Genomic DNA, 25,949 nt, shown 5'->3' with positions numbered 1-25,949 from the left:
TTTATAAAGAATTTAACCATTTGGAAAATTGAAATACATGATATAATCATTCACAAATCATGATAATAAAAGAGGGATCGCTTATGGAAATGAGACACGTTAAAACATTTTGTGCCATTGTAAAGCACGGTAGTTTTTCTAAAGCTGCTCAAGCGTTAGGGTATGCGCAATCTACTGTAACAGCGCATATGAAAGCATTAGAAAACGATTTACATCTCCCTCTTTTCGATCGGTTAGGGAAAAAAATACTTCTTACAAAAGCAGGTCATCAATTTCATCCTTATGCTTTAGAATTACTTGCAATTTACGAAAAAGCACAAGAAATCCCTCAAAATACCGATCAATTAGAAGGTACATTGAGTATTACATCAAACGAATCATTAGCAGTGTACCGTTTGCCACAATTATTACGTATTTACAAACAGAAAAACCCGAAAGTAAATATCGTACTTGAAACAAACACAAATGAACAAGCATTACAAAAATTACGTGAAGGAGAAACAGATATTATCTTCATAATTGGAGAAAGCATCGAACATCATGATTTTATTACGTATACTTTTAGTAATGAAACATTTGGATGGATTTTACCTTCGCATTACTCAACACACTCTAATCCATTTTGTTTACTAAACGATACCCAATTTATCTTCACAGAACAAAGCTGTGGCTATAGACCGATGGTAGATCGTTTTTTACGTCAAAGCGGAAATATTCCAGAGAAAACATTTGAAACTTCCAATGTTGAAGTCATTAAACAATCTGTCATGTGTGAGTTAGGAATTTCGATTCTTCCTTACATCGTTGTAAAAGAAAGTTGCGAAAAAGAGCAACTCTGTTTTCAGCCTATTGAAACTCCAACAGTTATTCAAAGCCATGTAATACATCATAAATCTAGATGGATTTCACCCGTTTTACAATCGTTTCTTTCCTTACTAGAGCGAGACTAAAAGGTGCACACAAAAAAGAGTAACTGCCTAATAAGCACTTACTCTCTTCCAATGTTATCTTATTTATTAGTCTGTCCCCCACCTGCAATTAATTGACTACCCGAATATGTACCTTTTTGCATAAACACTTGATTAATTAACTCTTTTTGTTCCGCTTCTGACATTACCCCTTTTCCTTCACCTAAATTCCCGCTTTGTAATTTCCAAATCTTATTGTGATCCGCATCAATTTTTTCATATTTTCCTTGTTTCCATCTCTCTAAAATGTCTGCGTATGTTTTTCCTTGTACTAGATCATTACTCTTTATAATATCAAGTAAACTTTCAATTCGTTCTTGTGTGATAAAAATATAACCCCACTTTTGATCAGCCTTCGTTTTTTGATGTGCCATTTCATGTAACGCTGTCTGTATGTTCTCATCTGTCCATTTAAAATTTTTATTAAAACCGCTATTCGGTAATGAATGATTGCCATTTTCTAAAAGCTTTGCATCTTCAGCTTTTACATTACTATCAGCTAGCACTTCTATTGCTGGAGCGGCTGGTGATGCCTTTTTCGCAGCTGGTTTACTATTATTCAAATAATACAGCATACCATATGTTAAACCTACACCGATTACTGCCATACCAGCTAAAATACCTATTATTTTAAATAATGTTTTCATCTTGCTTATTTCCTCCCACATATCCCATTCATAATATCTATTTATCAAAACAGATGCAGCATCTCTTTTTTTCGCAGCCTACTAGCCTACTGCAATTTATTTTTTCATACTATTTTACATAAACATAACTTTCACTTTCTGAAATTGCTTTATCACTTCTTAATAAAGTCCCATCAAGATCTGAAATAATAATTTTTTTCATACTTACATTTATTCTCCTTTCACAAATAATAACTCGAAATATTGATTATAGGTTGAATCAACTAAGCTTTTGCAGGTAGTTAATCTCTACCTATTTTTTTGTCTCAATTCAAGTCTCATTTTCATTTATTACATATTTACTATTTCCTGACACACATATATATTTCCTTATATTATATTTCTTTCTATTATTAATTGAAAGATTATTCTGTCAAAATACCCCATCTTTTTTTTATACAAATCTACCTCTAAGCATTTCGTTTTAAATTTTTAAAATATATGCTAGCCTAAATATAAATGAGATGAATAAATATGAGTTTATTGTATACCAGTTTATCCTTCTCAGCTCTTTCTAGCTAAATATGCTAATGCTATTAAGAAAAATGAAAAAATAAACTGATAAATTTTAAAATCAATATATAATACAAATAAAAAACAACGAGTGCCTTATAAGGTACTCGTTGTTTTTATGCACGATGTTCTTTTAACCACTTCGTAATCGCATCTAACTTCGAAACATCAAAACGGCTCTCTTCACAAACATTTAAACTGTTTAAATTATTTACAATTTCTAATTCATTCGATTTTACACTTTTTGCTTCGATCACTTTGCAGTATCCGTCTGTAACGGTATTTAAATTTTCATAATAGCGTTGAAACGATTTGGATATATGTAAATGTTTTTCAAAGTTTCTTCTTCTTTTTGTCTCGTCAGATTCTTTCCGTTTTCTCAGTTCTTCATCATTCGTATATAAATAAAAATATTGATCAGGAAAACCAATTTCCCTATTGACCAGCTTTTCTTTATAAAAGTTTTCTATTAAAGATAATGGCTGATCAAATATTTCAAAATGGAAACACCAATTATAACTAAGTGGTTGATAAATGTCGCCATCAAGTATTACTATTTCATATTGCTTCGATTTCTGCATTGCTATATTCCAGCGCTCTACTTGTTTTTCAAAATACCATGTTCTGTGCTCATTTTTTGGTCTTTCAAATAAAACATTCACTTCAGGTATAATATAAGCACCATAATTTTTTTCTAACTCACAACACGTGCTGCTCTTACCAACCGCGCTTGCGGTATGTCAATAAGGCGTATAAATTTATTCTGCGAATCTATAATGGATATCTATAGCCCCATCTTGCGCCACTTCTATTCTTTTGATTAATTTTTTAAATACACTATTTAAGTCTTTCGACTCTTCTAACAAGGCGAATGCGTCCCTTACTTCTTGTTTCTCTTTCATTTGAGTTTCGATATTGTTTGCTTTCTGTATCTCCAGTTCTTTTAATTCTATTTCTTTTTCCAGTTTTTTGTTACGAACAGTAAAAGTATCTTTATCAATTCTTTCGCCTTCTAAATATAAGTCTAATAAACGCTCTTTCTTAACTTTCAAATCTTTAATATCTTTGTTAAGTTTTTTCAATTTAACATGTAGTCGATTTTCATCCGAATAAAACTCTTTTTCTAAAACACTTTCTTTTTCTTTCAATTTATCCAGCACTAATGCTCTTAAATCCTTATAGTGTATCGGCACATGTTTTACACATTCTCGACGTGCTGTAGTTCTGCTCCAATTACAAATCATATATGAATATTCTGTGGCTTTTCCGTTCTTACTTACGTTTATGCTATTTCTCTTACTCATCGCTGTACCACAATGTGCACAAACCGTTATACCCCTTAATTCATTAGATGTTGATACGCGGCGTTTTTTTTTGAATTTATTAGGATCCTTATCATTAACCATATCCCATAATTCATGATTAATTATTGCAGGGTGATGATTTTCAAAAATCACCCACTTCTCTTTAGGATTTATAACTTTCTTCTTCCTACCATTTACTTTTACTGTCCCATATTTCTGCATTGTATAGGTGCCTTTGTAAGCCGGGTTTTTAATCATCTTGCATAATGTAGAGAATGTCCAAGGCGCCCCTTTCCTTGTGCGCGCACCCTTATCATTTATGGTATTTGCAATCTTGATATAGCCAAATCCTTGTGAATATAATTCAAATATTTCCCTGACAAGAGCGGCTTCCTCGTCATGAATTGCGTATTTATCATCTACAATTTCATAACCATATGGGACAAACCCACCAGTATAACCACCCCTACGCACTTTCGCCGCTAAAGCAGCTGTTACAGAAACAGATAATGTCTTAGGTAACTGCGATGCAAACATCGCATACATCTCAAACTTCATATCATTCTTACCTTCGTAATGACTGTCATAACCCTCCTCAATGGTTATTAGTCTTACTCCGTGGCCTAAAAGGATCTCCTTAATCTCCAGCGCGTCCTTTAAATCACGTGCTAATCGATGTATAGATTTAAATATAACTGTGTCGAGTTCTTTTTTTCTAGCTTTATTTAAGATCCTCTGCATTGCATGCCGCTCTAACCAGGCCGTCCCAGATATACCATCATCAAAGTACACAGCATGCTCGTCCCATTCAAAACCATTATTTTCTAACCAATATCTACAAATATCAATCTGATTTTCTACAGAAGAAACCTGTTCATCCTTATCACTTGATACACGTACATAAACAGCATACGCCACAATTACCACTCCTTCTATTAGTATCCTAACGTATATTATGTCTGCATTATATAACTCCAAGAGTAAACTGGCAATCTATTACCAATACAAAAAGACGACTTTCTACAGTCGTCAAAATAAAAATATATAAATCTCAAAAATTTAGGAGGGGGTAAACAATACACAACAATAACTAATAAAAACAAAAAGAAAAAAGAACCCCCTCTATAAAAAATATACCTTATATATATAATATAAATTATATAACTTATAAATATATATTATATTATTAGTAGTAATATATAAGTATTATTACTATAGGGTTCTAAGGTTTTAATACTGTATGTTTTGCAGTTTATTTAGAAGCATCAATAAGTCCTGTTAATACCTCCCATGCATACTCATCTAAGTCTGCTTGCAAACTCGTATGTTTTTCTAACGTTCTGATTCAATGCCCTGAACTTTCTTTTAGATAGGTTAAAACACCCCAAAAATAAAATAACATCCTTAAAACGATTTCCCATAATTAACATATAATTTAAAATCATTATATGTTAATATTTATCATATGGTGTGCAGTGTTTTTTATGAACACACTATTTTAAGGATAAGGGGATTTAATTATGAACTTTAAACAACTAATCTTAGCAGGGACAGTTATCGCATCAACAACACTAACCCCTCTAACAAATGTACAAGCAGAAAGAATAAGAGAATTTACAGATGTTCCTCCAGATCATTGGTCATATACGGCGATTCAGGTTCTAAAATCTAGGGACATTATTTCGGGCTATGGAAATGGAATATTTGGTTTTGGTGATAATATTACACGTGGACAAGTAGCGAGAATGTTATATGCCTACTTGAAGCCAGTGGATGCACCTAACTTACCAAACCCTTACACCGATGTGAAAGGTCATATGTTTGAAAAAGAAATTTTAACTCTTAGTAAAGCCGGTATTATAAGTGGATTTGGTGATGGGAAGTTTGGTCCAGATAATGTATTAACACGCGAACAATTGGCTTCTGTATTAACAAAGGCTTTTAACTTCAAAGCGACATCTACTACCACTTTCAAAGATGTAGATAAAAATTACTGGGCAACAAATGCTATCAGCGCATTACAAGAAAATAAAATTGCTGCTGGTACAGGGGATAATCTATTTAAACCTAAAAGTATCGTAACTCGTGAGCAGTATGCACAATTTTTATACAATGCTATCGTAAAAACAATTGATCCCGAAGCTGAAAAAAGAATTGCTGATATATCAAAGGCATTAACTATGGATGGTAATGATTATACATATTGGACGGGTAGTTCAATTGTGCTGAAAAAGTCTATATCTAATGAAGCACAAAGACTTATTACTGAAGTAAATAAAAAATATAATGAGAATTTCAAATACATGTCGATAGATCCTACAGTTGATATATACACTCCTAATCTTGAAAGAAACTATGAAATAGGTGCACAATTTACTGTAGATGGTGATGATGAAAATAACTTTGATGTTGGAATTGTAGTCAATAAATCAACAGTTGAATTAGCAAAAAAATGGATTGTTATGATCAATCCTCAATTAAATTTGGATAAAGAAATTGATACTATCATAAATAATAAAACAACAACTAAGCAGACTTTCACTAAAGGAAATTATAAAATAACTATGTCTCTTTTTGAGCAAGTGAAATCAAGTTATTGCTTATATATTGATATACAGGACTAAGCAAGATTATAAAATAAAAAGAGAAGAGTGAAACCTCACTCTTCTTCTGATTGTACTTCTTCTACTTCATGTAGAGGTCACCATACATGTCTATCGACTTAAGAATAAATGCGTGATTTCTTCATTTTTCATAGTAATTACCTCCTGATTTTTAAACTCCTAGAACCACATAAACCTTAGCATACACATCATATTTAGCTGCAAGTTGCTCCAGTTTTTTTTGTCTATATTCCGTCACCGTAAAGAAATGTATTAAAGGTATTTTTCCGTTATATTTATTTTTGTAGTATAACGAAAACTCCCTGTATCTGCTCATCTTCTCTGCGTTTACGTTCATCATTTGTGTACGATCTATTTCTACAGCATTTAGTGTACCTTCATCATCCCTGAACTTCACATCAGGAATAATTGTCATCTTTTTATCATTTACTTTATAACGTATAGGTGTTTCTATCTGCCAGTCGTCAGGGCAAAACAGATAGAGCCACGCTTCATTACGCATAAGGCTGTGAGCTAATCGACTATTTGGTACAATCTTTTCTGTATCGTCGAACAGTTCACGGCCCTTTTTATTTAAGTAGTACACGTACTCTTTTTGGTATACTGTATTATTTACATAGGGACTGAGGTCTTTTAAAATACGATTTGCGTTACGTATGCCCCCCATATCATGCACCGCCATTAGATGTCTACGAGTTGCGAATTTCAACTTTCTAATCGAGGTCAGAATCGTCATCTGACGGTTGATTTTGATATGTGTCTGGATGTTCATCTTTCTTCACCTCAACCTCGTATTGTTTTAGGTGTTTCCACATCTGCTTATCACTAATAAAAGGTACCTGCAGTTCTGTTAATCGATCTGTTTTATAAATAGCTCTACCAGGTAACGATGGTAATGTTTCTAACCCTGATTCATCAAGCACAACCTCAGACGCCTTATAGGTTGGTAATCGGAATCCTAACTTCGCATCAGACATTTGCTTAACTACTGATGGGATCGAAGTAACCGTAGGATACTGGGTAGCCAGAATCAAACGAAATCCTAAACCGCCTGATACAGTTGCGATATAACTAAGCATATACTGACACTCTTCTCGGATCTTATTAACATGACGTGGTAATCCTTTTGCTGGGGCAAGTACAGCCCCCTCGTCAACAATAACAAAATACCGATCTCTTTCTTTTGTTTCAACTATATTCTTGTATCCATTATTCTTCATGAATTTCCCGCGTTCTTCTATTTTACTCATAATTTGTTTTAATACATGATGTGCTTTTTCCACAGAATCAGCTACTTCCATTACTTGTTTCAAACTACTGAACTCGCTAAATTCCAACCCCCTTTCTTTTAAATCGATTAAATAAACGTGAGCATGTTCAGGATTTGCTTCAATCAAGGTCGTAAGTAGCACTTTCATAAATACAGTTTTTCCCATTCGTGTGAGACCGCCTAATACCATATGAGGCGTTTTATCAAAGTCGTGATAAATTAGCTTCTCTAGGCTTTGCCCCATGGGTACTTTCCATTCCCATTTTTTTACTAACTCCTCATTCCAATTCCATTTTTCCGGTATACGTTTACTGAATACACGGATTATTATCTTGTAATTATCGTATTTGATACGTACAGGTTTGTTTAATCCCTCAGAAACAACATCCTCAACTTTTTGTATTAATTTCGAGGGCATCCCTAACGGAAGTTTATATACATAAGTCGTACTACGATCATCTTCTTTTCTTTCGAGGAAAACTGGATAATGTAATTTTTCATCCTTCCTAATCGCAATTCCACTTACTTCAAAGAACACTTGAATCTTCTTTCTATCATCCTCTTTACCTTTTAATCTATTGTTTACCAAAGCGTATCCCAGCGAAACTGCAGGTATTAATAATAATTCAAGCATAGGGGTTCACTCCTTATATATCCTTATAGGATATAATTGCTCTTTACTGGAAGATTTACGTACAAGTTATTTTTCTTATATAACAAAGTGTCCTATGATTCTAAGTTCCCTTCCTTCAAAGAAACACCATTAGCACATAACGTAGAAGATACAGAAACGAGCCGGTGAGAGTTGTATACATCGTCATACGTGGAAGCCAATGCGGAACACTCATACCCATTTTCTCAGCTGCCTTCATCGCCACTACAGACAATCCCGTCGCCGTCCAAATTACTACAGCCTCTCCCGCAAGCGTCATAACGAATCCCTCTTTCTTTTCAGGTGTAATCCCTTAGCTTTCAGTATTGGTTGGTACTGGTCCATAACTTCCTCCCACTCAAGGATCTCTTCCTCATCCCCATATAAGTCATCCATGATTTCATTAGATAAACTGTAATAACCACGGTATTCTTTATTATCAAAAACCTCATGTCTTTCCATATGCTTTACGATTGAGTTCGCCTCACCTTTCCCCCTGGACTCCTTATACATGCTTTTCAGCTCTTTTGATGGGTACAAATACGGAGTGCCATTTAAGTAATCATATTGCCACCTCATTACTCATCCCTCCATCGTTTACAATCATCTAAATATGCATCAATCCTTTTCTGGAACCCTATCTCGTTGTATGGTCCATAAGGTTCTTCTTCCCCCAATAAGTCAACGATATCGATGTATTATGGATGCTGTAGCATATTGTGAGCTGCGATGTGGTCGTACACACATTGCAACTCATCATGATCATCAGCCTCTGCGTGCATGTTAAACAAAGTTTGTGATGGATACAGTGGCATGCGGTTTAAGTACTTATATCCAGGTCTCATTGTTCCTCACCTTTCCCTTCTTGATGTCCTTAGTTCCACTTGGTATTCCTCGTGGTCTTGATGTGGTATTGATATAGGTATATGACCTAGATATTAAATTTTGCGTGTCCAAACAAATTTTTTTGCCTGAATGCCTGTACTATTTTCAAAGGAGTTAATCTTCCCTTGTAGAAACTATTGTTTTGAGGTGATTATTTATGAAGTTTAAATGTCGGTTAAAAGTCATTTTTGCTGAATTAGATATTAAACAAGGTGATTTCGCTAAACGTATTGGGATTGATGATTCCACTTTAAGCTCACTTGTTAAGAATCGTACAACTCCACGATTTGATACAGCATATCGAATAGCTCAAGAACTCGGTAAACCAATCGAGGATATCTGGACCATCGAGGAGTAATTCCTTCCCCTCCAGCCTTAATAAGTTTTTTTATCTTTATTTCGTTTTTTATACTTGACTTTGGTGGTCGGCAGACAATCATGGGATGAGGGTACAGGACAACGGCTAGGGCAGAGAATGACTACCTTACAACGCTTCAAAAATAAAAAGCGTCGTAAAGGAGACGTTCTGTCAATCATGGTCTATCGGGTTAAGGAATCCGTATAGTAACACCCTGTTTAAACGCTGTAATTTCTTACACAGCTGACTTTTTACAGATAAAGCTTGTCCTATCTGCAGAAAGAATCAGGAAAGGAAATGCACTACTGGCGTATCCTTGATTACTCGTAACCTATAATTCTTTCATTATCAGCTGCTACCCGTGCCGCAACACGCCAAGCAACCGCCGTACCGTTAATGGCCGTACTCGCCTAGACTCCTAACAACGCAAACAAGGAAACGTTATACGTTAGGACGCTTAACTTTCTGACGTCGGCTTAGCTAACCTGTTCAAGTTTAACGAGTGTTAGGTCATTCCTCGTGTGGATCTCCTTCCTTAGTTACCTAAAAAAGACAATAGGAAACTAGACCTCGTGTATATCTATTTTTTCGAATCAAGATATTCACGAGGTTGGGGGTTGTCCAATATTCAGTTAAAGAAAGAGCTTATAGCACGTGAGCTATAAGCATATTTATAAGTAAAAGAACAGAAGCTACAGTATAAAAACCGTAAAACCAAATACAATCAGACTTTGTTTCTAAACCGAAGTACTCGCTTATCTTTTGCATTTATACCGATCCACCCTTCTCACTTCACACAAGAGTATGACTCTAGAAGTAAAACTTTATTAGTATTAATATATAACTCTAGGAGTCATACGTCAATAGTGTTTCTAAAAAAGTTTTACTTTAATATGTAAATTGTGTAAAATGTAAAGTAATAAATGATCGGAATGAACGGAGGTATTACCATGAGTTCTATGATATTCACTTTAGGGGAAACGATGGAGGAAATCGGGATTACGAAAAATAAGTTATCCGTGGAATCCAAGGTACGCCCAGCCACTATTAGTAATCTAGTGAATGGTGAGGTTGGACTTGTACGTTTTGACACATTAAAGTCAATCCTAGATGCTTTAAATGAATTAGCTTCAGAAAAAGGTATCGATAAAACGTACCAAATTGAAGATGTTGTACAGTACATAAAATAAATGTACTGTTTTTGTTTGTAGTAATATTTCGTAATACTCTGATTGACTTAAGTACGAGTAGTTAAGGAGGAGAAATATGGAGACAAAAACAACAGCAGACGGTAATAATTACATCATTGAAGTAGAGCAAAAAAAGAGTTCTGGAAAAGAAAAATATGGTCGTAGAACATCATTAGTTTTCGGAATCTTCGGTATTATATTTTCGGTTATTTTAGGTATCACAATAGTTGGGTTATTATTTGCTATCCCACTGTTTCTTTTTTCGTTAGGCTTTATATATGCAGCCTTTGAAAAACAAGAAATACAGTGCCCTAACTGTAGTCACAAGCTCAGAATTACAAAAGGATCTGGATACTTTGACTGCGGTAGTTGCAAGAAACGTACTTTAGTAGAATGGAAAACTTTTAACTAATAAATTACATATTTAAAAATTTGTTTGAGGTGACTGTATTGTTAGACGTAACAAAAATTCAATCAATAATTGAAAAACTCCAAAAAGAAAAATACGATATTCAAAATTCTCTAATAAGCGTTTTGAGAATTGCAAAGCAACGATTAGATATTAGAGAAATAGTATTTCTAGAATATAATAATATCGGATTATCCCAGGCCAACTCTAAATTAATTATTAGTAAAATAGAAAAACTCTCCGAAGAAAAAGGAATACCTGGTGACGATTGTCGTCAAATAGTTAAAGAGACATTTGAGCTTATTATGAATACGAGAAAATGCAATGTATACGATTTTACTAAAGGCGAAGTAATTAAAGATCAAATATTAAATTTATCAGTTTCGGGACTTATCTCAGATCTTGAAAAATACCAAAGAGCGCTGTCATCAAATGTGGTCCCCCCTGGGCTACACCATCAAGACGTGTACTTTCTAAATCAAAGTAAAAAAACGTTAGATACTTTTTATAATCACCAAATTTCTATTAATACCAACGCCTTAAATTATATCAAAACATTTATGCTTACCTACCTAATGGACTTGGAAGAAATATTAAACAATACTGAAGGGAATAAACAAATGAGTACACAACAACCACCTAATATCACTAATATTGGGAAAAATAATTCAATAAACATCCAACAAACACCCAAAATCGAGAATAAAATCGAGAAAATTTTTATTAGTCATGCTTCAAGGGATAAAGAATACGTAAAAGAATTAGTGAAACTGCTTAATAGTATTGGTGTCCCAACAAACTCAAACAGTATTTTCTGCAGTTCGTTATCGGGGTATGATATTCCGCACGGAGAGAACATCTATGACTATCTAAAAAGTGAATTAAATAATAATAAGACTATGGTGTTATTCGTACTTTCAGATAATTATTATCAAAGTGCACCCTGCCTAAATGAAATGGGTGCTGCTTGGATTACATCCAAAAAATGTTCTTCAGTACTTATGCCGAACTTTGACTTCAATAAAATAGAAGGAGCAATTGATCCTACTCAGATTTCCTTTAAAATGAATGATTCTAACGGTTTAGATAAATTTAGAGATTATATAATCGATTCTTTAGAATTAGAAGACCATGGTTATAGACTATGGCAAAATAACAGGGATGATTATCTTACCACTTTAGAAATACTTTTAGATAAAGAGACATCAAACTTAAATGTAACAATAGAATTAGAAAGAGTTAGAAAACAAAATACTAATTTAAAATTAGATTTACGATTTATTAATGTAACTGAAAAAGATATCGAATTTCAATATATAGACATCGCATTAGTTGATGCGTTGGGTGAAAAATTACAGATTTCTATTGAAGATGATGTAATAGAAAAAATACTATTACGTTGTAAAGAGAATAAAATTATTGAAATGATTGTCCCATATGACACTTCTGCAGCTTACCAGCTAAGACAAAACGTAACCAAAGATGCGGTAGTCGATTTTAGGATTTTATAGAATAAAAAGCGTCTCTACACTAAAGACGCTTTTTATTTACACTTCAAAAAGAACACTCGTTCGTATATAATGAACATAAATTACACGAATCGGGGGATCATCATGGAAAATCAAAGTTGGGGTACACCAAAGTTACGTGGCAGAGGCATGATCAAGTGGCAACCTTTCGCCAGTATGCCGGAGCAGTTTGTAGGAATTAGAGAAATACTTAATGATTTGAATAATGTACCTAAACCAATTGTTAGCGAGGATATGCAGGAACAACTACAACTTGGGCTTGTACAATCATTACAAACTAAAGAAGAAATACTCATTTCTTACTATCGTGACGGAATGGTGCAAGACATGTACATAAACGTATTACACATCGAGCCGATGACAAGAATGATATACTGTACAGATGCTTTCGGTTTGAATACCGAATTTAAATTTGATGAATTGGTAAATATAAATTAAAAAGACCAACTTCTTAGTCGGTCTTTTTTCACTTTATTTTAAAGGTGCTTATTATATTTTTTCATGTACCGTTCTACATACACTTTCTCTTGTTCCATTAGGGCGGTTTGTAAATGTTCTATTTTATCATATACTGTTTCTAAAGAACTTATATTTTTCTCTGAATATATCCTTGTCATACCTTTTATAACGACATTTTCCGCCTTGGTAACAGGCATAAAATGTACAGTAGCTTCATCATGTGTTTTTTTAACAAGCTCAAATATACCTTTCTCCATATTTACAGCATGTGCTAGTGATGCGACATTCAATTCTATCCATTCATTTAAACATTTTTGTATCTTATCCGCGACTATTTTTCCACTATATTCTTCCGTTTGCACATCCGAAAAAGCATGTCTATGCAATGAAATCTTCAATTCATTAAACATACCCAGTAACTTAAAATTTATCTTCTGCAATTCAAATACAGATTCTAATTGCTTCTTGGCTACTTCCTTTTTTTCTTTGGCTCTAGACATGCTGTATGTGATATAGCCCCCCAAAAGAGCACTTCCAAATGGAACTAAAGATTTTAGCACTAATTCTATATCCATGACTTCCCCCTATTTCCTTTAACATTAAATATATAAATAATAACATAAAGATAAAATAAGAACCACCCAATTATGAAGGGCGGCTCTTATTTTACTTCACATACACATAGGCTTCCTTTGCAGTTATATAGTATGTTTCACTTAACTTCATACCACCAACCTTTACGATCAAGGTAATCTTTCATTGCATCTAATTGTTTATCCGATGTTGGTTCGGAAATAAAATACGTTTCTCCATTAGGTTTTAAAAAGAAGTTTGCTGTCATTTTGACCGATGTTAATGCTTGCATAACTTCAGGAGTTTCATATGGCGAAAAAGCACCTGATTGAATAATATTTTGTTTAGGCACCTCCACTTGTACTTGCTCTTGTGCTGCTCCCGTAAACCAAGACAGTGACTTACTCCCTATAAGTGAATTTAGGTCACATTTCCCGATACCAGGTACATTTCCCGTTTCTGTGTACTGCCAAATATCACAAGGATATGCTGGTTTATTACCGCCATAACGCGGAATCCATACGAAATCACTTTTTACGTTAGCCATACCAAAAGGTACATACATATGATGGCCAACATATAAACCGACTTTCTTAGCCCCCAATCGGTATAATTCATCAATAAACGCCTGTGTACCGGCTCTCATATCATCCATTGTTTTTACTTCTACATCAGCCACCCAAACTGTAGCACTCTTATCACCACGGCTCCAGAAGTCTTGTGCTTCTTTCTTTGCATCAGCAATGGAAACAAAGCGACAAAATGCATAGTTACCAAAAGTAATGTTATGCTGCTTCATGCTTTGTACATATCCTTTATACAATGGATCTACGTAATTTGAGCCATCCTGCACACGAGCAATTACGAAATCCAAATACTGCTTTGCAACTGGCCAGTCGATATTACCATTCCATTTTGAAATATCCACAATATGTCCCATAATAAAGTCCCCCTTAGTTTAAATCATGTTTTTCAAGCACATCTTTTTGCTGCAAACCTTTATTAGATAAATAGTTGTTTTTCCAAGCCATGTACAATGCATAGCCTCCAGTAATTACGGCCACAATATTATTAGCCAACTCATTACTGATTGTTTGATAACCTGTAAGATTTAGTACACTATTGATTACCGCGATGATCAGTAACGTAAAACGAGCGATAGATCCAGTATCCAAGTTTTTCATACGAACAGCTCCTTATTTTAGGAAGTTTAAAATGTTAAATAATAAAAGGACTGCCAGAGACAGTCCTGAAATCCACATCGATATATGAGCTTTTTTGTTACTGTCTAGCTTTTCTTGCGCTTGTTTCAAGTCACGAATTTCTCTATCACGAAACTTAAACATCTCCTCTATTTCGGTACGCTGCATGTAATTTTTCTGATTGGAGTCTAACTTTTCTTCGATTCGTATGACTGTAGCATTCATTGACTGCAGCTGTACTTCTAGTTTCGCGATACGTTCATACTCCCTTTGATCCACCGCCGCCACCCCTTTTTGGACAAAAATAAAAAGAGAGTCAGTTATTTGTCTCCCTGTTTGTTATATAAGTCATATTTTATAACGAATTACCTGGCTATACGTTCTAAGAATTTACCAATCGGATTAGCGATAATTTCGAAACCGTTTGTGTTTGGGTGTGTTTTATCACCTGCTGTTGTACCGTAATTAAATTTGAAGTATTTTTGATTAATAAAATCAATATTTGCGTTCAGTGCCGCTTCTTTTCTTAAATTAAGATATGGAATACCATAGTATTCTAAGTTCATAATTAGAGCATCCTCAAATGGTTTCCATGTATTAGCTCCTTTGTATTCATTAAAGCCAAACGGCAAAATAAAACCAATAGGCTTTTTTGGATACTTTTGCAACAAACCTTCACACAGTACCTTCATTGCCCCATGGATAGTTGATTTATCTGTACTTCCGAATGTCCCGATAGGGGTATTACCTGAATAAGCATAATCATTGATTCCACCCATAACGGTGATGATATCAGCGTCACTTCTCATATTCGAATAGCGAACACACATCCCTGTATTATCACCTTTATCTGTTATACAAGTACCACCAACACCATAACTAACAGCGGTTACTCCCGTCTTTGTTACTATTTGCTCATGATACGTTTTTACAGGCGTTCCAACTGTTTCAACACCTGTCGAGTTATCCCAGTAACCGCCCTCCGTCACGCTATCACCAAGAACTGCCCAAACCTTACCAGCTAAAACGTTTGTTGGCGACCCACCACCCGTTCCTATTTCTGTAAGTTTTTGGGCAAGTGTTTTATTATCACTTACATAAACAGCTTCTGCACGAGTAATGGGATAAATATATTTTCCGAATGCGTCTTTCATTTTTCTTAATTTACCTTTCATGTTTATCCCTCCGCTTACTGTAATGCATTATAATTTTGGGTTAATTCTGTTGCTGATAGTTTTCTATTGTAATAAAGTAGATTCTTGATGGCATTTCCACCTTCTGCTAACCCTATTTTTATTGTTTCTAGGTTGTTTGAATTCAACGTCACAGTTGAATTTCCCGTTAAAGATGTAACTTCCACATTGTTAACAAGCATTCTAATTGTACCTAAAGTGTTATCTCTCATTACTACAACGTGATAATACAGTGTCCCATCAGAGAATAAGTCCGGACATGCTACTTCTTTATTAACTCCGAATGAATCAAACATATTCATATAAATTCTCTTCCCGTTATCATAAACATAAAGTCTCATTACGTTATTCGTGCCGCCTATGCTAAACTGCGAGAATATATCCATATATGGTTTTGGTTTTAACGTGAATGCTAGGGTCCATTCGTCATTAGCTGGATAATACGATCCATTATTTGTGACTGTTACTCTGTTCACAACATTACCCCATTTATTTACTAATCCATTTGTCACCCATGCTCCAGCAACTTGCTTTGTATATGTTTGTGTCTGTACAGCGCTAAAGTTTCCCGCTGCATCTTTTGCAAATGTCTTGATAGTCGTTGTGTTCGTGATGTTAATAACGCTTGTATACTTTGTACTTCCTGTTGTCGGTGTTGTTCCGTCTGTCGTATAATAAATATCTGCTGTTTCATTTGTACTCATTGTAACTGTCATACTATCTGTAAATGTTGTTCCTGGTGTGATTGTAAGGATAGGCGGTGTTGTATCAGGCGGGATTGTATTTGTTGTCTTCACACTAATACTTGCTCCACTTGCAATATTTCCACTTCTATCTTTCGCTTTCACCCAAAACATGTATGAAGTTGATGTTGTCAATCCGCTCACATTATAAGTTGTTCCTGTTACGCTAGCTAAGAATTGAGTTCCATTATAAATTTCATACCCTGCAACATCCCCCGACACACTTGATGTCCATGTTAATGTGACTGAAGAACCTGTAATATTAGATGCAGCTAAGTTTGTAACATTATTAGGTGGTGTTGTGTCTATTGGATCAGTCCCTAAATCAATCGTAACACTTTCCCCGCCTTTCCACTCTTCGAATAAAATAACATCTGAAGGTACAGAACCACCGCCTCCACCGTTTAATTTTAAATTCGCTACATCTTTCTCTAATATTCCAATAATTTCTGAATTATTTTCCGACTTTGTCTTTGCGACTTCAGCTATTTCTTTTACCGCTAAAATCCCCGCAATGTCAACGCCTTTAAGTTTTTCCCCGGCTTCAATTGCTTTTTGGATAATACCCATTTCGTTGGCGGATTCAATTGCACCTACTGCCATATACGATTCCTCTACATAAATCCTAAATTTTCTCGTCACAATATTTGAGTCTTTATCTTCTATATGAATTTCACCTAAAACTTCACCGGCCGCCGCGACAGTTTGAGTTGTAAGAACAATAGACACTAGACCTTTTTTTTCATCTTCCACCGTAACTTTCTGATTCTGAAAGACCAACTTATTATCTGGTTTTTTAAAGGCAGCCATCACTTTCACATTTGAAAGGATTAATGGTTCATTATCTTGGGTAACCTCTACAAGTAATTTCGCTGAGTTTAAGTCATTCTGAGATACAATCACTTTTTCTGAGGGGGTAATTAACTTCGTATCAACTTTAATTTGGAAAATTTTAAAAGTTACCATAGAAAGGCATCCCTCCTAAATTACTGCACGTTTGGATACTCTAAATTTGTTATTAATTTGTATTCTTCTTTTGTAATCTGAAACAACTCGACAACTTGACAAAGATTTAGTTTCGTGCACCATTCTTTAATATAACGGTCTTTCCATTTCGAAAAAGCAGGGCTTCTTACATCTGTAGAGTTTGTCATTACACTGTACCTCCAGCTTGTTTCATTTTTAACACTTCAATCTCTAAATCACTAAGTTGCTGAGCGATGAGTTTAATATCTTGATCTTTCTGAAGCACTAGAATTTCTAAGTCCGTTACCTGTTGACCTAACTGTTTATTTTCTTCTTGCAATTTCTTTTGAGCTTCTTCTGTATTGGCTGGACGTTCTACATAATCCACTATAAATTCATTTTTGTTTACATCGTATTTCAACAACATATCTTTCTCTGGAGTATTTGAAACTGGGATATCCTTATCGACCACATTGATACCTTTTTTTATTGTTTCCTCATCCAGATATTGTGTTTGATACACGATTGAAGATACGAATGCGATCCCACTTTGATTGGGCTCTCCTAAAAATAGTAACGCCATATTATCACTCCTTATTGTTTTATTCTTCCGTATTGGACTAGCTTGCTATGGACGAAACTCGCTACGTACGTATTTTGATTCATGTACACATTAGTAAAATCTTTTCCTGTTATGGCTAGTGTTTTTAACATCCCGTCTTTATAATCCATTAGACAGTTAAGGACGGAAAAGCATTTCTTAAATGTCTGTACAGCTTGATTAGGCGGAGATTGCCATCCGCCTTGATTCATTTTGTAATTCAATAAGGCATCATTCCTTACTGTAAAACTTGTGCCATTCAAATTAAAAGCAACGTGGCTTATGCTACGTTCTGTAGGGCTTGCGTAATAAAAAACATGCAAGACATCTTTTAGAATCGTACATCCGTGTATATAATACCAACCGTTGTCTACCTTATCTGGTATTGTAATTTTTTTGATAATATTTAAATCAGCGATATCCATGATATAAACATCACTATTAAACATAAACACTACTTTATCTTGATTTTCATTTGTTGCGAATGATATTTTCCCACCGTAACCACTTGTTGTATCTGATAACCCTGCAATCACCTTTTTCAAAAGAACAGCTCCTGTTTTTCTACTGATTTTCACAATGCCTTTTGGATATGTTGCAAAAATGTAATCTTTTGTTAAGATAGCTTCCGAAGACATAGGGTCCGCATCAGTACATTCCCATACTTTTTGAAAATACTTGTCATATGCCCTAAAACGATAGCCATTTCCACTTTCATACGACCTACCATACATTAAATCATCACGATGATCTGTCATTCGCTGCATAGAATTATCTTGCGAACTACCAGCAATTTTTGCACCTGTAGCAATATCAAAGCAATAGGGACCTGTATAAACAACACTTTTTGCTACGCTGAATTTGGTGTATTCGCTTGAAAATTCTATAGGTATAGGTGCGTTATACCCTTTCCGTATTACATCGAGTCCTCTACTTGCTGTTAAACCATGTTCTTGTGCATAAGGCATTATTGTGGCACCTCTTTCATGAAGTCTCCTTCATCGTCGTATAGACGCTTGTAAATTACTGTAGAAGCTACGGTAACACCATCTTTTTCATATTTCGTAACTGTTTGTGTACGGTAATTCATGTCTGAATCTGGATCAGAAAATACGGAACGTCTACGTAGGACATCGCTTTTTGTACGCCATTCTACAGTTGTAAATACACCATTATTATCCTTACCGGAACCACTAACATAGAGTGTCTCAAGGGCTGCATTTAACGTTTGCGATATACTGTCACACCGTTCATTCGTTTTGGCGATTTCATTCATCAAGTTTCCAGCTACGTTCCCATCTAATACAACTTTTAAATTATTAAACCAAGTCGTGAACTCGTTCTTGTATCTTTGTTTTTCAGCCTCCGTAAAAGCCATGAATTGATTAATAATGTTTTGCGTATCTTGATCATGCTTTTGCTTCGTACGAGTTAACCAATCCATGTATTGACCAAAAACCTTCGATGTATCTACTTGAATCAATGAATTGACAACGCCACACGTCTGGGTATTTAATCGTATATCTGTTACGTCCTCTTGATTAATAACAACAACTCCATTACGTACCAATATTTCTGCGACAGCTAATTCATGCGCATCAGCATCCCGTTGTAATGCGGGTGCTGCAGGGTTTGCTGCAAACACTCCCTTTTTTACATATGCTCTTATTCTCCGTTCTACAAAATCACATCGTAATACGACGCGGTCTAGTCTTTTTACAACGCCATCCGCTGTATCCACGTTCAAAACCAGGTCGTCCGTGTTTTGATACATGTAACCATTAATCCACGCTGCTCCAGGTTTTAAAGTGATTTGCATCCGATTTCTATCAGCTATAACTTGGAGATTATTTGCTACATTCGGAAAATAGCCATTCGTTATAAACTTATTAAAATAGTTCGCCCAGTCTTCCGCTTTGTATCTTCTATCACCGTTTACGCTACTAAAAAATGAGTATTTTTCCATCTACTTCTCACCCCAGCTTTCTCTTAATTACATCTATTAAAGTAGGAATATTTGTACCAAACTCCACATTGATATCCACAGTACCTTTTTGATACGTTTCTGTTACAGCTGTAATACGTGGGTGCATTACAATCCCCCATTTACGATTCATGACTGTAACCCTATCCCCTAAATCGTAATCTTCACGGTAAACATATTGCGAGTTCGCATCTATTTCACTTTCGAATGATTCAATCTTTACAGCTTCTAACAATTTCTTTTGTCCACGTTCCATAAGCATCTGATTATATACAGCACTGTCAATTGGATTACCATCCTCACCTTGATCTGAAAGGTCACGAGCATCTACGAAAAGCTCGATACGTTCCCAACCAGATTTATCATTATTTATAGTCACTACTTTTCGATTAGTGCCTTCACCAGATCCAGCAACTAAAACCGTATTTGCATATGAACCTTGGTCGTACACATATCGTTGATTAATTACATTTTCATTTTCTGTAGAAAAAATTACAGGATCAATTGTGTCCTGTTCAGTTGTGAGATTTCTCCCTCTATATGGATCAAAAACGTATTGCTTCTTTTCCAAATCCAACAATACGCGCCAACCAACATCATTTTTTTCCGCTATGTCCTCTAAACAATCTGGTAAGTACTTATAACTAGATACTTCCGCTACGTTCCCGAACGTTTTTGTAGGAGATAGTGAAAACCCTGGTAATACTCGTCTAGAATCAACAGGATGTATCACGTTCTTATCAACAAACTCCTTCATAACCTTATCGATATCACCCGTGTACCTTTGTGTCCCCCATACAATTCTTTTTCGTAATAAATTAGCAAGTGAGAAACCTTTTACTATTAACTTGTCGTGTCCATTTTCTTCTTGCTCAATTGAGTGATGACTAATATAACAAGCGTCTTTCAAATCATTTTCTTTTGCGATAATATGATCATCTTGTAGTAACGCAAAAGCATCTGAATCAAACGTCAAAGTTAAGGTGCAAGAACCAGGTTTAGTTAAATAACGTTCAAAAATAAAAGAGTGATATGTATCTATCACTCCTATAAACTCTAATTGTGTATTAAATACATACAGATCCATCCTTACACCCCCACTAACTTCGGCGTATGGTAAATACTCACCTCAAGTCTTTCTGTATTTTCTTCTGCATCATAACGAAATAAATTCGCACCCACTTCTAATTGTAAAAAGGTACTTGGTGCGAAATCGATTTTACGCATGATTGGACCATCCACATTACTCACAGCTTTCTTTTTCCCTTTTGTTGTATCGATGGTGATAATTTCTCCAGCAACCATTGTTTTGTTTATCTTTAGATACTCTTGCGTAACTACGTTTATTATTCTAGGGTTCTTCGCCTTACCTAATGCTCTAATCTGCACCTCTATACCTGTAGCAATATGCCCCTCATTTGTAATCTCAGTGATTAAAGACGGTGTTCGATGGCTGAACTCCATGCCACTGATCGGAATTTCAAATGGCATCTCAAAAGCCGGTACCCATACAGCGATATCGTCCTGTCTTTTTTCTTTAAAGAAGAAAGGATCCGCACAAAGTAAATGAATAAACGTTTTTTGAAATCTCTCTCCACGATTTTCTACACCATCAGGTGATAAGGGCACGTTTTCTAGCACAGCTTTGATCCGCACGCTCGTGTAGTCATTTTCATAACGTAATACGCCTTCACCTAGTGCCGGGTTCATAATACGAGCCAACATAGACCTGTATTCTGATACTCGCTCGTAATTATCACCCTCTATCAAGACTTCAGCCTCTATTTCTCTTTCTTCTAGCAACGTCCCGATATAGCGAGAACCATGCCTATATGCAGACTTCTGTGTTTGCGTAGCTGCTTTTACATCACCTAAACCTGAAACTGTTACTAATGAAAAAGGAGCCCGATTACCGAGCTCCACGCTTTCACCTAATGCATTTGTAAACACTAGACGTTCCATCATATTAAAACCCCATTTCCATGCCTAATTGACGTAATGTCTGCTTCTGTTTTCGTCTCACTTCAGCTGCAGACGCTTGCTCTGAAACTTGTACATTCACAGTTGGTTGGAACACCTTCTGCACTGGGGTACTTCCTGTCGTTGATCCATCTGCGATTCTGTTCATTCCACCAATACCAGGTAAAGAACCTTTTGCCTGAATCTCTATTTGTTCAGGTTTCATCCACTCAGTTAACTCACGAGTTGTTCGAAGTACAGCACCTCTCATTCCCTCAATACCATTGATCCAGCCTTTCATCATATTGACACCAATGAAATCCCTAAACCAACGACTTGGGGAGTGAATCGACAAGAGTCCTGAGATTTTATCCTTGATTCCATTTCCGATTTCCGTAATTTTGCCCCAAATTGCTCCAGCCATTCCGCTTATACCATCTAAAAGCCCTTGCATCATATTTCGTCCAATACTACCTAAATCAATTCCGCTAAGGAAAGATTTTACGTTATTAAAAATTTGGGTTACTGTGTTATATAGCGAATTTAGAATACTGGATGTAGCTGAACTTGCTGCATTCCAAATTGAAGAAATTATGTTACCTGCTGCCGACATCGTTGACGAAATGACCGAACCTATACCGGAAAAAATCGAGCTCACTAGTGAACTTATCGCTGATAGAACACTAGAAAAAATAGATTGCACTAAATTTAGCCCCGATGTCACAATAGCTTTTATTAAATTTATCGCCCCTTGGATTATATTCCCTATTAATGACATAGCACTTGATGTAATCCCTTTTACAGCCTCCCAAGCCCCGCTCCAGTCCCCTTTCAAAATCGAGGTAAAAAGTTTAATGATATTGGTGATTATATTGATTGCAGACGTTATAACACCAACTACCGCTGGAAAAACCGCCTGAACTATCGATAAAATAAATTGAATCGTCGGAATAACTACCCCTTTTATTATCGTTGCTAAGCCGTTAAGAATCGCAACTGCCACCGGAATCGCCGCTTGAATAATAGAAACTATTACCGGAAAAACTGCCTGGACTATTTGCAAAATTAAAGGAATAACCGTCGTTGCTAAAATTGAAATAACCTGACCAAGTAATTGTAAGATTGGTATAGCTATTGATACTGCAGCCGCTATTACGGCCGCTATCACCGGAAATACTGCTTGAACAGCCTGTAAGATGATTGGAATCACCGATGTCGCAATAATTGTCAATACCTCTCCAAATCCTTGAATCAGCATTCCTGCTATACTAAACGCTGATTGAATGACTGCTAGAATAATAGGAAATGCCATTTGAAAAGCTTGCGTAAATAATGGAATGACAGTCGTTGCAAATTCGGAAAACATTTGAGATAAAAATTGTATTCCTTCACTAATCATCGGCATAATTTCTATGGTTGTATCAGCAAACATTCGAATAAGATCAGTAACCATTGGCATAACTTGTTGCATAATTTGACCAAATCCAGTGAACAATTCATTTGCTAGTGGTACTACAGATTGTATAAGTTCACCAAACATTCGGAACAAATCAATAGCAAGTGGAACTACAGCCTTCACAACCTCACCAAAAAGACTAGCAATCGTAGCACCTAATTCACCAAATGCCGCACCTAGTTCTGCAAGCGCTGGCCCTAAAGTAGCAAAACTTTCAGCAATCACCTGACCCGTTTTTGCGAATTCAGGAGCAAGTGGAGCAAATGCCTGGATCAATCCTTGAGCCATAGACTGCACAAGCGGTAAAACCGCAGATAATACAGAACTAAAAATAGCCTGTATGGATTGCCATGCAGACATGAAAGCCGATTTCACTTGTTCATTTGTATTTACTAACTTAAAGATTGTAGCACCTAAAGATGCGATGATAGCTATTACCCAGCCTACTGGTCCCGAAACCCCTAAAAACGTTAATCCAAGACGTACGATAAGTGGTGTCAGTGTGGCGATTGTATTACCGATTGTTGAAAATGATGACGCAATATAACTTACCACTGGAGATAAAAAAGAGCCTATCCCCGAAAAAGCTGCGCCGATTCCTGCAATAGCTGAACTAAACGCACTACTTATATTCTGTCCGATTCTACTAAAAATTGAACTCGTAACAGCAAGTGCCGTTTCTAATCCTGCGCCGATACTTTGACCGATTCCCGTAAATTTTGCTATCAAAACGTCCATAGCTGAACTGATTGCACTACCCATCGCTGCGAACTTTTCAGGTACTGTACCAAGATACGCACCTAATGATGAAAATGCCGATTTCATCGATTCTACAGCCGATACTGTTACACTTTTTATCGATTCCCACGCACTGTTTACCGCATTTCGGAATGTCTCATTTCGTTGATATAACTGCACTAAAGCAATTCCTATTACAGTTAAAATCGCAATAACAGCTCCGACTGGACCGAGCAATAAAGCAAATCCTGCTCTAAGTGCCGATAAAGCCCCTCGAAGCATTATGGCGGATTTTGATGTTCCTGACATCCAAACCATTAATTGACCTATCGTAAGTATCGCTCCACCAATCGCGTTAATCACAATACCTGCTCCCGTAGCAATAATTAAAAAAGCCGTAGTAAATGCTACTACGGATGCTATCACTGTTTGTATTGGTGCTGGTAAATTTGTAAACGCATTTGCTAGTTTTTCTACTACACCAGCCACGCTGAGAATCGCAGGAGCTAACGCATCGGTAAAAGCACGCGCTGCAACATCCAATGTTGACTCCATTCTTGTCACTGCACCAGCCCATCCTTTTAACATTGAATCTGCTGCTTCTTTAGATGCTCCGTCTGAATTTACAAGTGACTGTGTTAAAGCATCAATTTTTTCAGGTCCTGCTGCTACAAGTGCCATCATCCCTGACACAGCTTCCGTTCCGAAAATCGTTGCGAGTGCCGCACCTTTTTGAGCACTTGTCATGCCTTCCATTCCTGTTTTCAGTTCACCGATAATCTGAGACAAAGGCTTCATATTACCTTGTTGATCTGTAACAGATACACCAAGACGTTTTAACTCATTCGCTGCTGCTTTTGGTGGTTTAACTAGTCGTAATAAAGAAGCACGTAATGCTGTACCAGCAGTCTCTCCTTTAATACCACTATTTGACATAATACCAACAGAAGCTGCTAGCTCTTCCATCGATATACCTAGCTGAGCCGCTGGACCCGCTGCATATTTAAATGCATATTGCATGTCACCGACACCTGCAGCCGTTGCATTTGCAGCTGTTGCGAGAACATCGGCAACGTGTGTACTTTGGCTCGCCTCCATACCAAATGAGTTTAGTGCGGAAGTGATTGTATCAGCAACCATTCCGAGGTCTTCACCGGAAGCCGCCGCCGCACTTAACACACCTGGTAATGCCTTAGTCGCTTGTGCAGAATCAAAACCTTTTGCTCCCATTTCTGCGAACGCCGCTGCAACTTGCCCTGTAGAATACACAGAGCTTTTGGCCATGTCCAAAATCGCACCTTTTACTTGGCCATAATCACCCTGTGTTAACACTGCTGCTTTACGGGTTTGTGACTCAAACTCCCGTGAGTTCTTGATCATATTTCCTAAGGCATAAGCAGAAGCGGCGGCGGCTGGACCAAAAGCATTCTGCATTGTTTGCCCAGCTTGCTGTACACGTCTACCCATTTCAATTGCATGATTCCCTACTTCTTGAAATCTTGTTCTCCACGCCGAATAATCAGGTGGTGGCGGGGGTGCTGGCGCTGGCGGTAATGGAGGAGGTGCCGGTGGTTGTGGCGCGGGTGGAGTAGGAGGCGGTTGACTAATATGTCTAAAAAAGTTGTCCCAAGCTTGTGTAGCTTGTCCTAAATTACTTAATAAACCCGAAATGTCAGCAACCACTTGT

General features: G+C 36.2%; 29 protein-coding genes and 1 pseudogene. 7 read left to right on the top strand and 23 right to left on the bottom strand.

Annotated elements, in window-relative coordinates; all coding sequences use genetic code 11:
• Positions 1-83 precede the first annotated feature (83 nt).
• Positions 84-950: a LysR family transcriptional regulator gene (locus KVT31_RS21015; RefSeq protein ID WP_217613611.1), complete on the top strand. Its 867-nt coding sequence runs from the start codon at positions 84-86 to the stop codon at positions 948-950.
• Between the two features lie 59 nt (positions 951-1,009).
• On the opposite strand, the gene KVT31_RS21010 is transcribed toward KVT31_RS21015, so the two are convergent.
• The 4 genes and pseudogenes from KVT31_RS21010 to KVT31_RS20995 all read right to left on the bottom strand — a co-directional run bounded on the left by KVT31_RS21010 (position 1,010) and on the right by KVT31_RS20995 (position 4,389).
• Positions 1,010-1,615, bottom strand: coding sequence for a PRK06770 family protein (locus KVT31_RS21010; RefSeq protein WP_098342514.1), 606 nt, complete (start codon positions 1,613-1,615; stop codon positions 1,010-1,012).
• 109 nt (positions 1,616-1,724) lie between these two features.
• Positions 1,725-1,817, bottom strand: coding sequence for an HAD hydrolase family protein (locus KVT31_RS21005; protein ID WP_176535843.1), 93 nt, complete (start codon positions 1,815-1,817; stop codon positions 1,725-1,727).
• A gap of 466 nt (positions 1,818-2,283) precedes the next feature.
• Positions 2,284-2,901: pseudogene (locus KVT31_RS21000) on the bottom strand (chloramphenicol acetyltransferase); the annotation flags it as partial.
• A gap of 24 nt (positions 2,902-2,925) precedes the next feature.
• The gene (locus tag KVT31_RS20995; protein WP_217613610.1) at positions 2,926-4,389 is read right to left on the bottom strand and encodes a recombinase family protein; all 1,464 of its coding nucleotides are present in this window, start codon (positions 4,387-4,389) and stop codon (positions 2,926-2,928) included.
• Positions 4,390-4,991: 602 nt separating this feature from the next.
• On the opposite strand from KVT31_RS20995, the gene KVT31_RS20990 reads away from it, so the two are divergent.
• Positions 4,992-6,095: an S-layer homology domain-containing protein gene (locus tag KVT31_RS20990; protein WP_217613609.1), complete on the top strand. Its 1,104-nt coding sequence runs from the start codon at positions 4,992-4,994 to the stop codon at positions 6,093-6,095.
• A gap of 151 nt (positions 6,096-6,246) precedes the next feature.
• On the opposite strand, the gene KVT31_RS20985 is transcribed toward KVT31_RS20990, so the two are convergent.
• The 5 genes from KVT31_RS20985 to KVT31_RS30395 form a co-directional block, all read right to left on the bottom strand.
• Positions 6,247-6,867 (bottom strand): replication-relaxation family protein, encoded by a 621-nt coding sequence (locus KVT31_RS20985; RefSeq protein WP_217613608.1) that lies wholly within the window; start codon positions 6,865-6,867, stop codon positions 6,247-6,249.
• Positions 6,809-7,999, bottom strand: coding sequence for an FtsK/SpoIIIE domain-containing protein (locus KVT31_RS20980; protein ID WP_217613607.1), 1,191 nt, complete (start codon positions 7,997-7,999; stop codon positions 6,809-6,811). Before KVT31_RS20980 ends, KVT31_RS20985 begins: the two co-directional genes overlap by 59 nt.
• A 115-nt stretch (positions 8,000-8,114) precedes the next feature.
• Positions 8,115-8,297: a hypothetical protein gene (locus tag KVT31_RS20975; RefSeq protein WP_050821861.1), complete on the bottom strand. Its 183-nt coding sequence runs from the start codon at positions 8,295-8,297 to the stop codon at positions 8,115-8,117.
• Positions 8,294-8,596, bottom strand: coding sequence for a hypothetical protein (locus KVT31_RS20970; protein WP_217613606.1), 303 nt, complete (start codon positions 8,594-8,596; stop codon positions 8,294-8,296). The genes KVT31_RS20975 and KVT31_RS20970 overlap by 4 nt, the downstream gene beginning before the upstream one ends.
• Positions 8,597-8,715: 119 nt before the next feature.
• The gene (locus tag KVT31_RS30395) at positions 8,716-8,862 is read right to left on the bottom strand and encodes a hypothetical protein (protein ID WP_253631364.1); all 147 of its coding nucleotides are present in this window, start codon (positions 8,860-8,862) and stop codon (positions 8,716-8,718) included.
• A gap of 197 nt (positions 8,863-9,059) precedes the next feature.
• Here KVT31_RS30395 and KVT31_RS20960 point away from each other — a divergent pair, with 197 nt between their 5' ends.
• The gene (locus KVT31_RS20960) at positions 9,060-9,260 is read left to right on the top strand and encodes a helix-turn-helix transcriptional regulator (RefSeq protein ID WP_217613605.1); all 201 of its coding nucleotides are present in this window, start codon (positions 9,060-9,062) and stop codon (positions 9,258-9,260) included.
• Positions 9,261-9,905: 645 nt separating this feature from the next.
• On the opposite strand, the gene KVT31_RS20955 is transcribed toward KVT31_RS20960, so the two are convergent.
• A complete protein-coding gene (locus KVT31_RS20955; RefSeq protein ID WP_142291219.1) occupies positions 9,906-10,028 on the bottom strand; it encodes a DUF3961 domain-containing protein in 123 nt (40 codons plus the stop codon).
• A 182-nt stretch (positions 10,029-10,210) separates the two neighbouring features.
• On the opposite strand from KVT31_RS20955, the gene KVT31_RS20950 reads away from it, so the two are divergent.
• The 4 genes from KVT31_RS20950 (at position 10,211) to KVT31_RS20935 (ending at position 12,826) form a co-directional block, all read left to right on the top strand.
• On the top strand, positions 10,211-10,450 hold the full coding sequence (locus tag KVT31_RS20950; RefSeq protein WP_253631365.1) for a helix-turn-helix domain-containing protein: 240 nt from the start codon (positions 10,211-10,213) through the stop codon (positions 10,448-10,450).
• A 76-nt stretch (positions 10,451-10,526) separates the two neighbouring features.
• Positions 10,527-10,862 (top strand): hypothetical protein, encoded by a 336-nt coding sequence (locus KVT31_RS20945; protein WP_217613603.1) that lies wholly within the window; start codon positions 10,527-10,529, stop codon positions 10,860-10,862.
• Between the two features lie 38 nt (positions 10,863-10,900).
• Positions 10,901-12,370, top strand: a complete 1,470-nt coding sequence (locus KVT31_RS30390; protein ID WP_253631366.1) for a toll/interleukin-1 receptor domain-containing protein — start codon at positions 10,901-10,903, stop codon at positions 12,368-12,370.
• A 102-nt stretch (positions 12,371-12,472) separates the two neighbouring features.
• Complete coding sequence (locus KVT31_RS20935; RefSeq protein ID WP_217613602.1) at positions 12,473-12,826, top strand: YolD-like family protein; 354 nt, start codon at positions 12,473-12,475, stop codon at positions 12,824-12,826.
• 38 nt (positions 12,827-12,864) lie between these two features.
• Here the strand turns inward: KVT31_RS20935 and KVT31_RS20930 are convergent, their stop codons facing one another.
• The 13 genes from KVT31_RS20930 to KVT31_RS20870 all read right to left on the bottom strand — a co-directional run bounded on the left by KVT31_RS20930 (position 12,865) and on the right by KVT31_RS20870 (position 25,945).
• Positions 12,865-13,422, bottom strand: a complete 558-nt coding sequence (locus KVT31_RS20930; RefSeq protein ID WP_217563230.1) for a hypothetical protein — start codon at positions 13,420-13,422, stop codon at positions 12,865-12,867.
• A gap of 137 nt (positions 13,423-13,559) precedes the next feature.
• Positions 13,560-14,360, bottom strand: a complete 801-nt coding sequence (locus KVT31_RS20925; protein WP_217613601.1) for a GH25 family lysozyme — start codon at positions 14,358-14,360, stop codon at positions 13,560-13,562.
• Between the two features lie 13 nt (positions 14,361-14,373).
• Positions 14,374-14,604 carry a phage holin gene (locus KVT31_RS20920; RefSeq protein WP_217563256.1) on the bottom strand — a complete coding sequence of 77 codons (231 nt, stop codon included), beginning with the start codon at positions 14,602-14,604 and terminating at the stop codon, positions 14,374-14,376.
• A 12-nt stretch (positions 14,605-14,616) separates the two neighbouring features.
• Positions 14,617-14,901: a hypothetical protein gene (locus KVT31_RS20915; RefSeq protein WP_217613600.1), complete on the bottom strand. Its 285-nt coding sequence runs from the start codon at positions 14,899-14,901 to the stop codon at positions 14,617-14,619.
• A gap of 86 nt (positions 14,902-14,987) precedes the next feature.
• Positions 14,988-15,797 (bottom strand): SGNH/GDSL hydrolase family protein, encoded by an 810-nt coding sequence (locus KVT31_RS20910; protein WP_253631361.1) that lies wholly within the window; start codon positions 15,795-15,797, stop codon positions 14,988-14,990.
• 14 nt (positions 15,798-15,811) lie between these two features.
• Positions 15,812-17,524, bottom strand: coding sequence for a chitobiase/beta-hexosaminidase C-terminal domain-containing protein (locus tag KVT31_RS20905; RefSeq protein ID WP_217563153.1), 1,713 nt, complete (start codon positions 17,522-17,524; stop codon positions 15,812-15,814).
• A gap of 20 nt (positions 17,525-17,544) precedes the next feature.
• Positions 17,545-17,712, bottom strand: a complete 168-nt coding sequence (locus KVT31_RS20900; protein WP_217613599.1) for an XkdX family protein — start codon at positions 17,710-17,712, stop codon at positions 17,545-17,547.
• Complete coding sequence (locus KVT31_RS20895) at positions 17,712-18,107, bottom strand: hypothetical protein (RefSeq protein WP_217563152.1); 396 nt, start codon at positions 18,105-18,107, stop codon at positions 17,712-17,714. The genes KVT31_RS20900 and KVT31_RS20895 overlap by 1 nt, the downstream gene beginning before the upstream one ends.
• Before the next feature lie 11 nt (positions 18,108-18,118).
• On the bottom strand, positions 18,119-19,093 hold the full coding sequence (locus tag KVT31_RS20890) for a hypothetical protein (RefSeq protein WP_217563151.1): 975 nt from the start codon (positions 19,091-19,093) through the stop codon (positions 18,119-18,121).
• Positions 19,093-20,091: a hypothetical protein gene (locus KVT31_RS20885; protein ID WP_217563150.1), complete on the bottom strand. Its 999-nt coding sequence runs from the start codon at positions 20,089-20,091 to the stop codon at positions 19,093-19,095. The genes KVT31_RS20890 and KVT31_RS20885 overlap by 1 nt, the downstream gene beginning before the upstream one ends.
• A 7-nt stretch (positions 20,092-20,098) precedes the next feature.
• Complete coding sequence (locus tag KVT31_RS20880; protein WP_217563149.1) at positions 20,099-21,196, bottom strand: siphovirus ReqiPepy6 Gp37-like family protein; 1,098 nt, start codon at positions 21,194-21,196, stop codon at positions 20,099-20,101.
• Between the two features lie 2 nt (positions 21,197-21,198).
• Positions 21,199-22,074: a phage tail family protein gene (locus tag KVT31_RS20875; RefSeq protein ID WP_253631360.1), complete on the bottom strand. Its 876-nt coding sequence runs from the start codon at positions 22,072-22,074 to the stop codon at positions 21,199-21,201.
• A gap of 1 nt (position 22,075) precedes the next feature.
• Positions 22,076-25,945 (bottom strand): phage tail tape measure protein, encoded by a 3,870-nt coding sequence (locus tag KVT31_RS20870; protein WP_371879170.1) that lies wholly within the window; start codon positions 25,943-25,945, stop codon positions 22,076-22,078.
• Positions 25,946-25,949 lie beyond the last annotated feature (4 nt).

The organism is Bacillus sp. GbtcB14 (assembly GCF_019091205.1).
GTDB classification, from domain to species: Bacteria; Bacillota; Bacilli; order Bacillales; family Bacillaceae_G; genus Bacillus_A; species Bacillus_A cereus_AG.
This window is presented reverse-complemented; position numbering and strand designations above follow the sequence as displayed.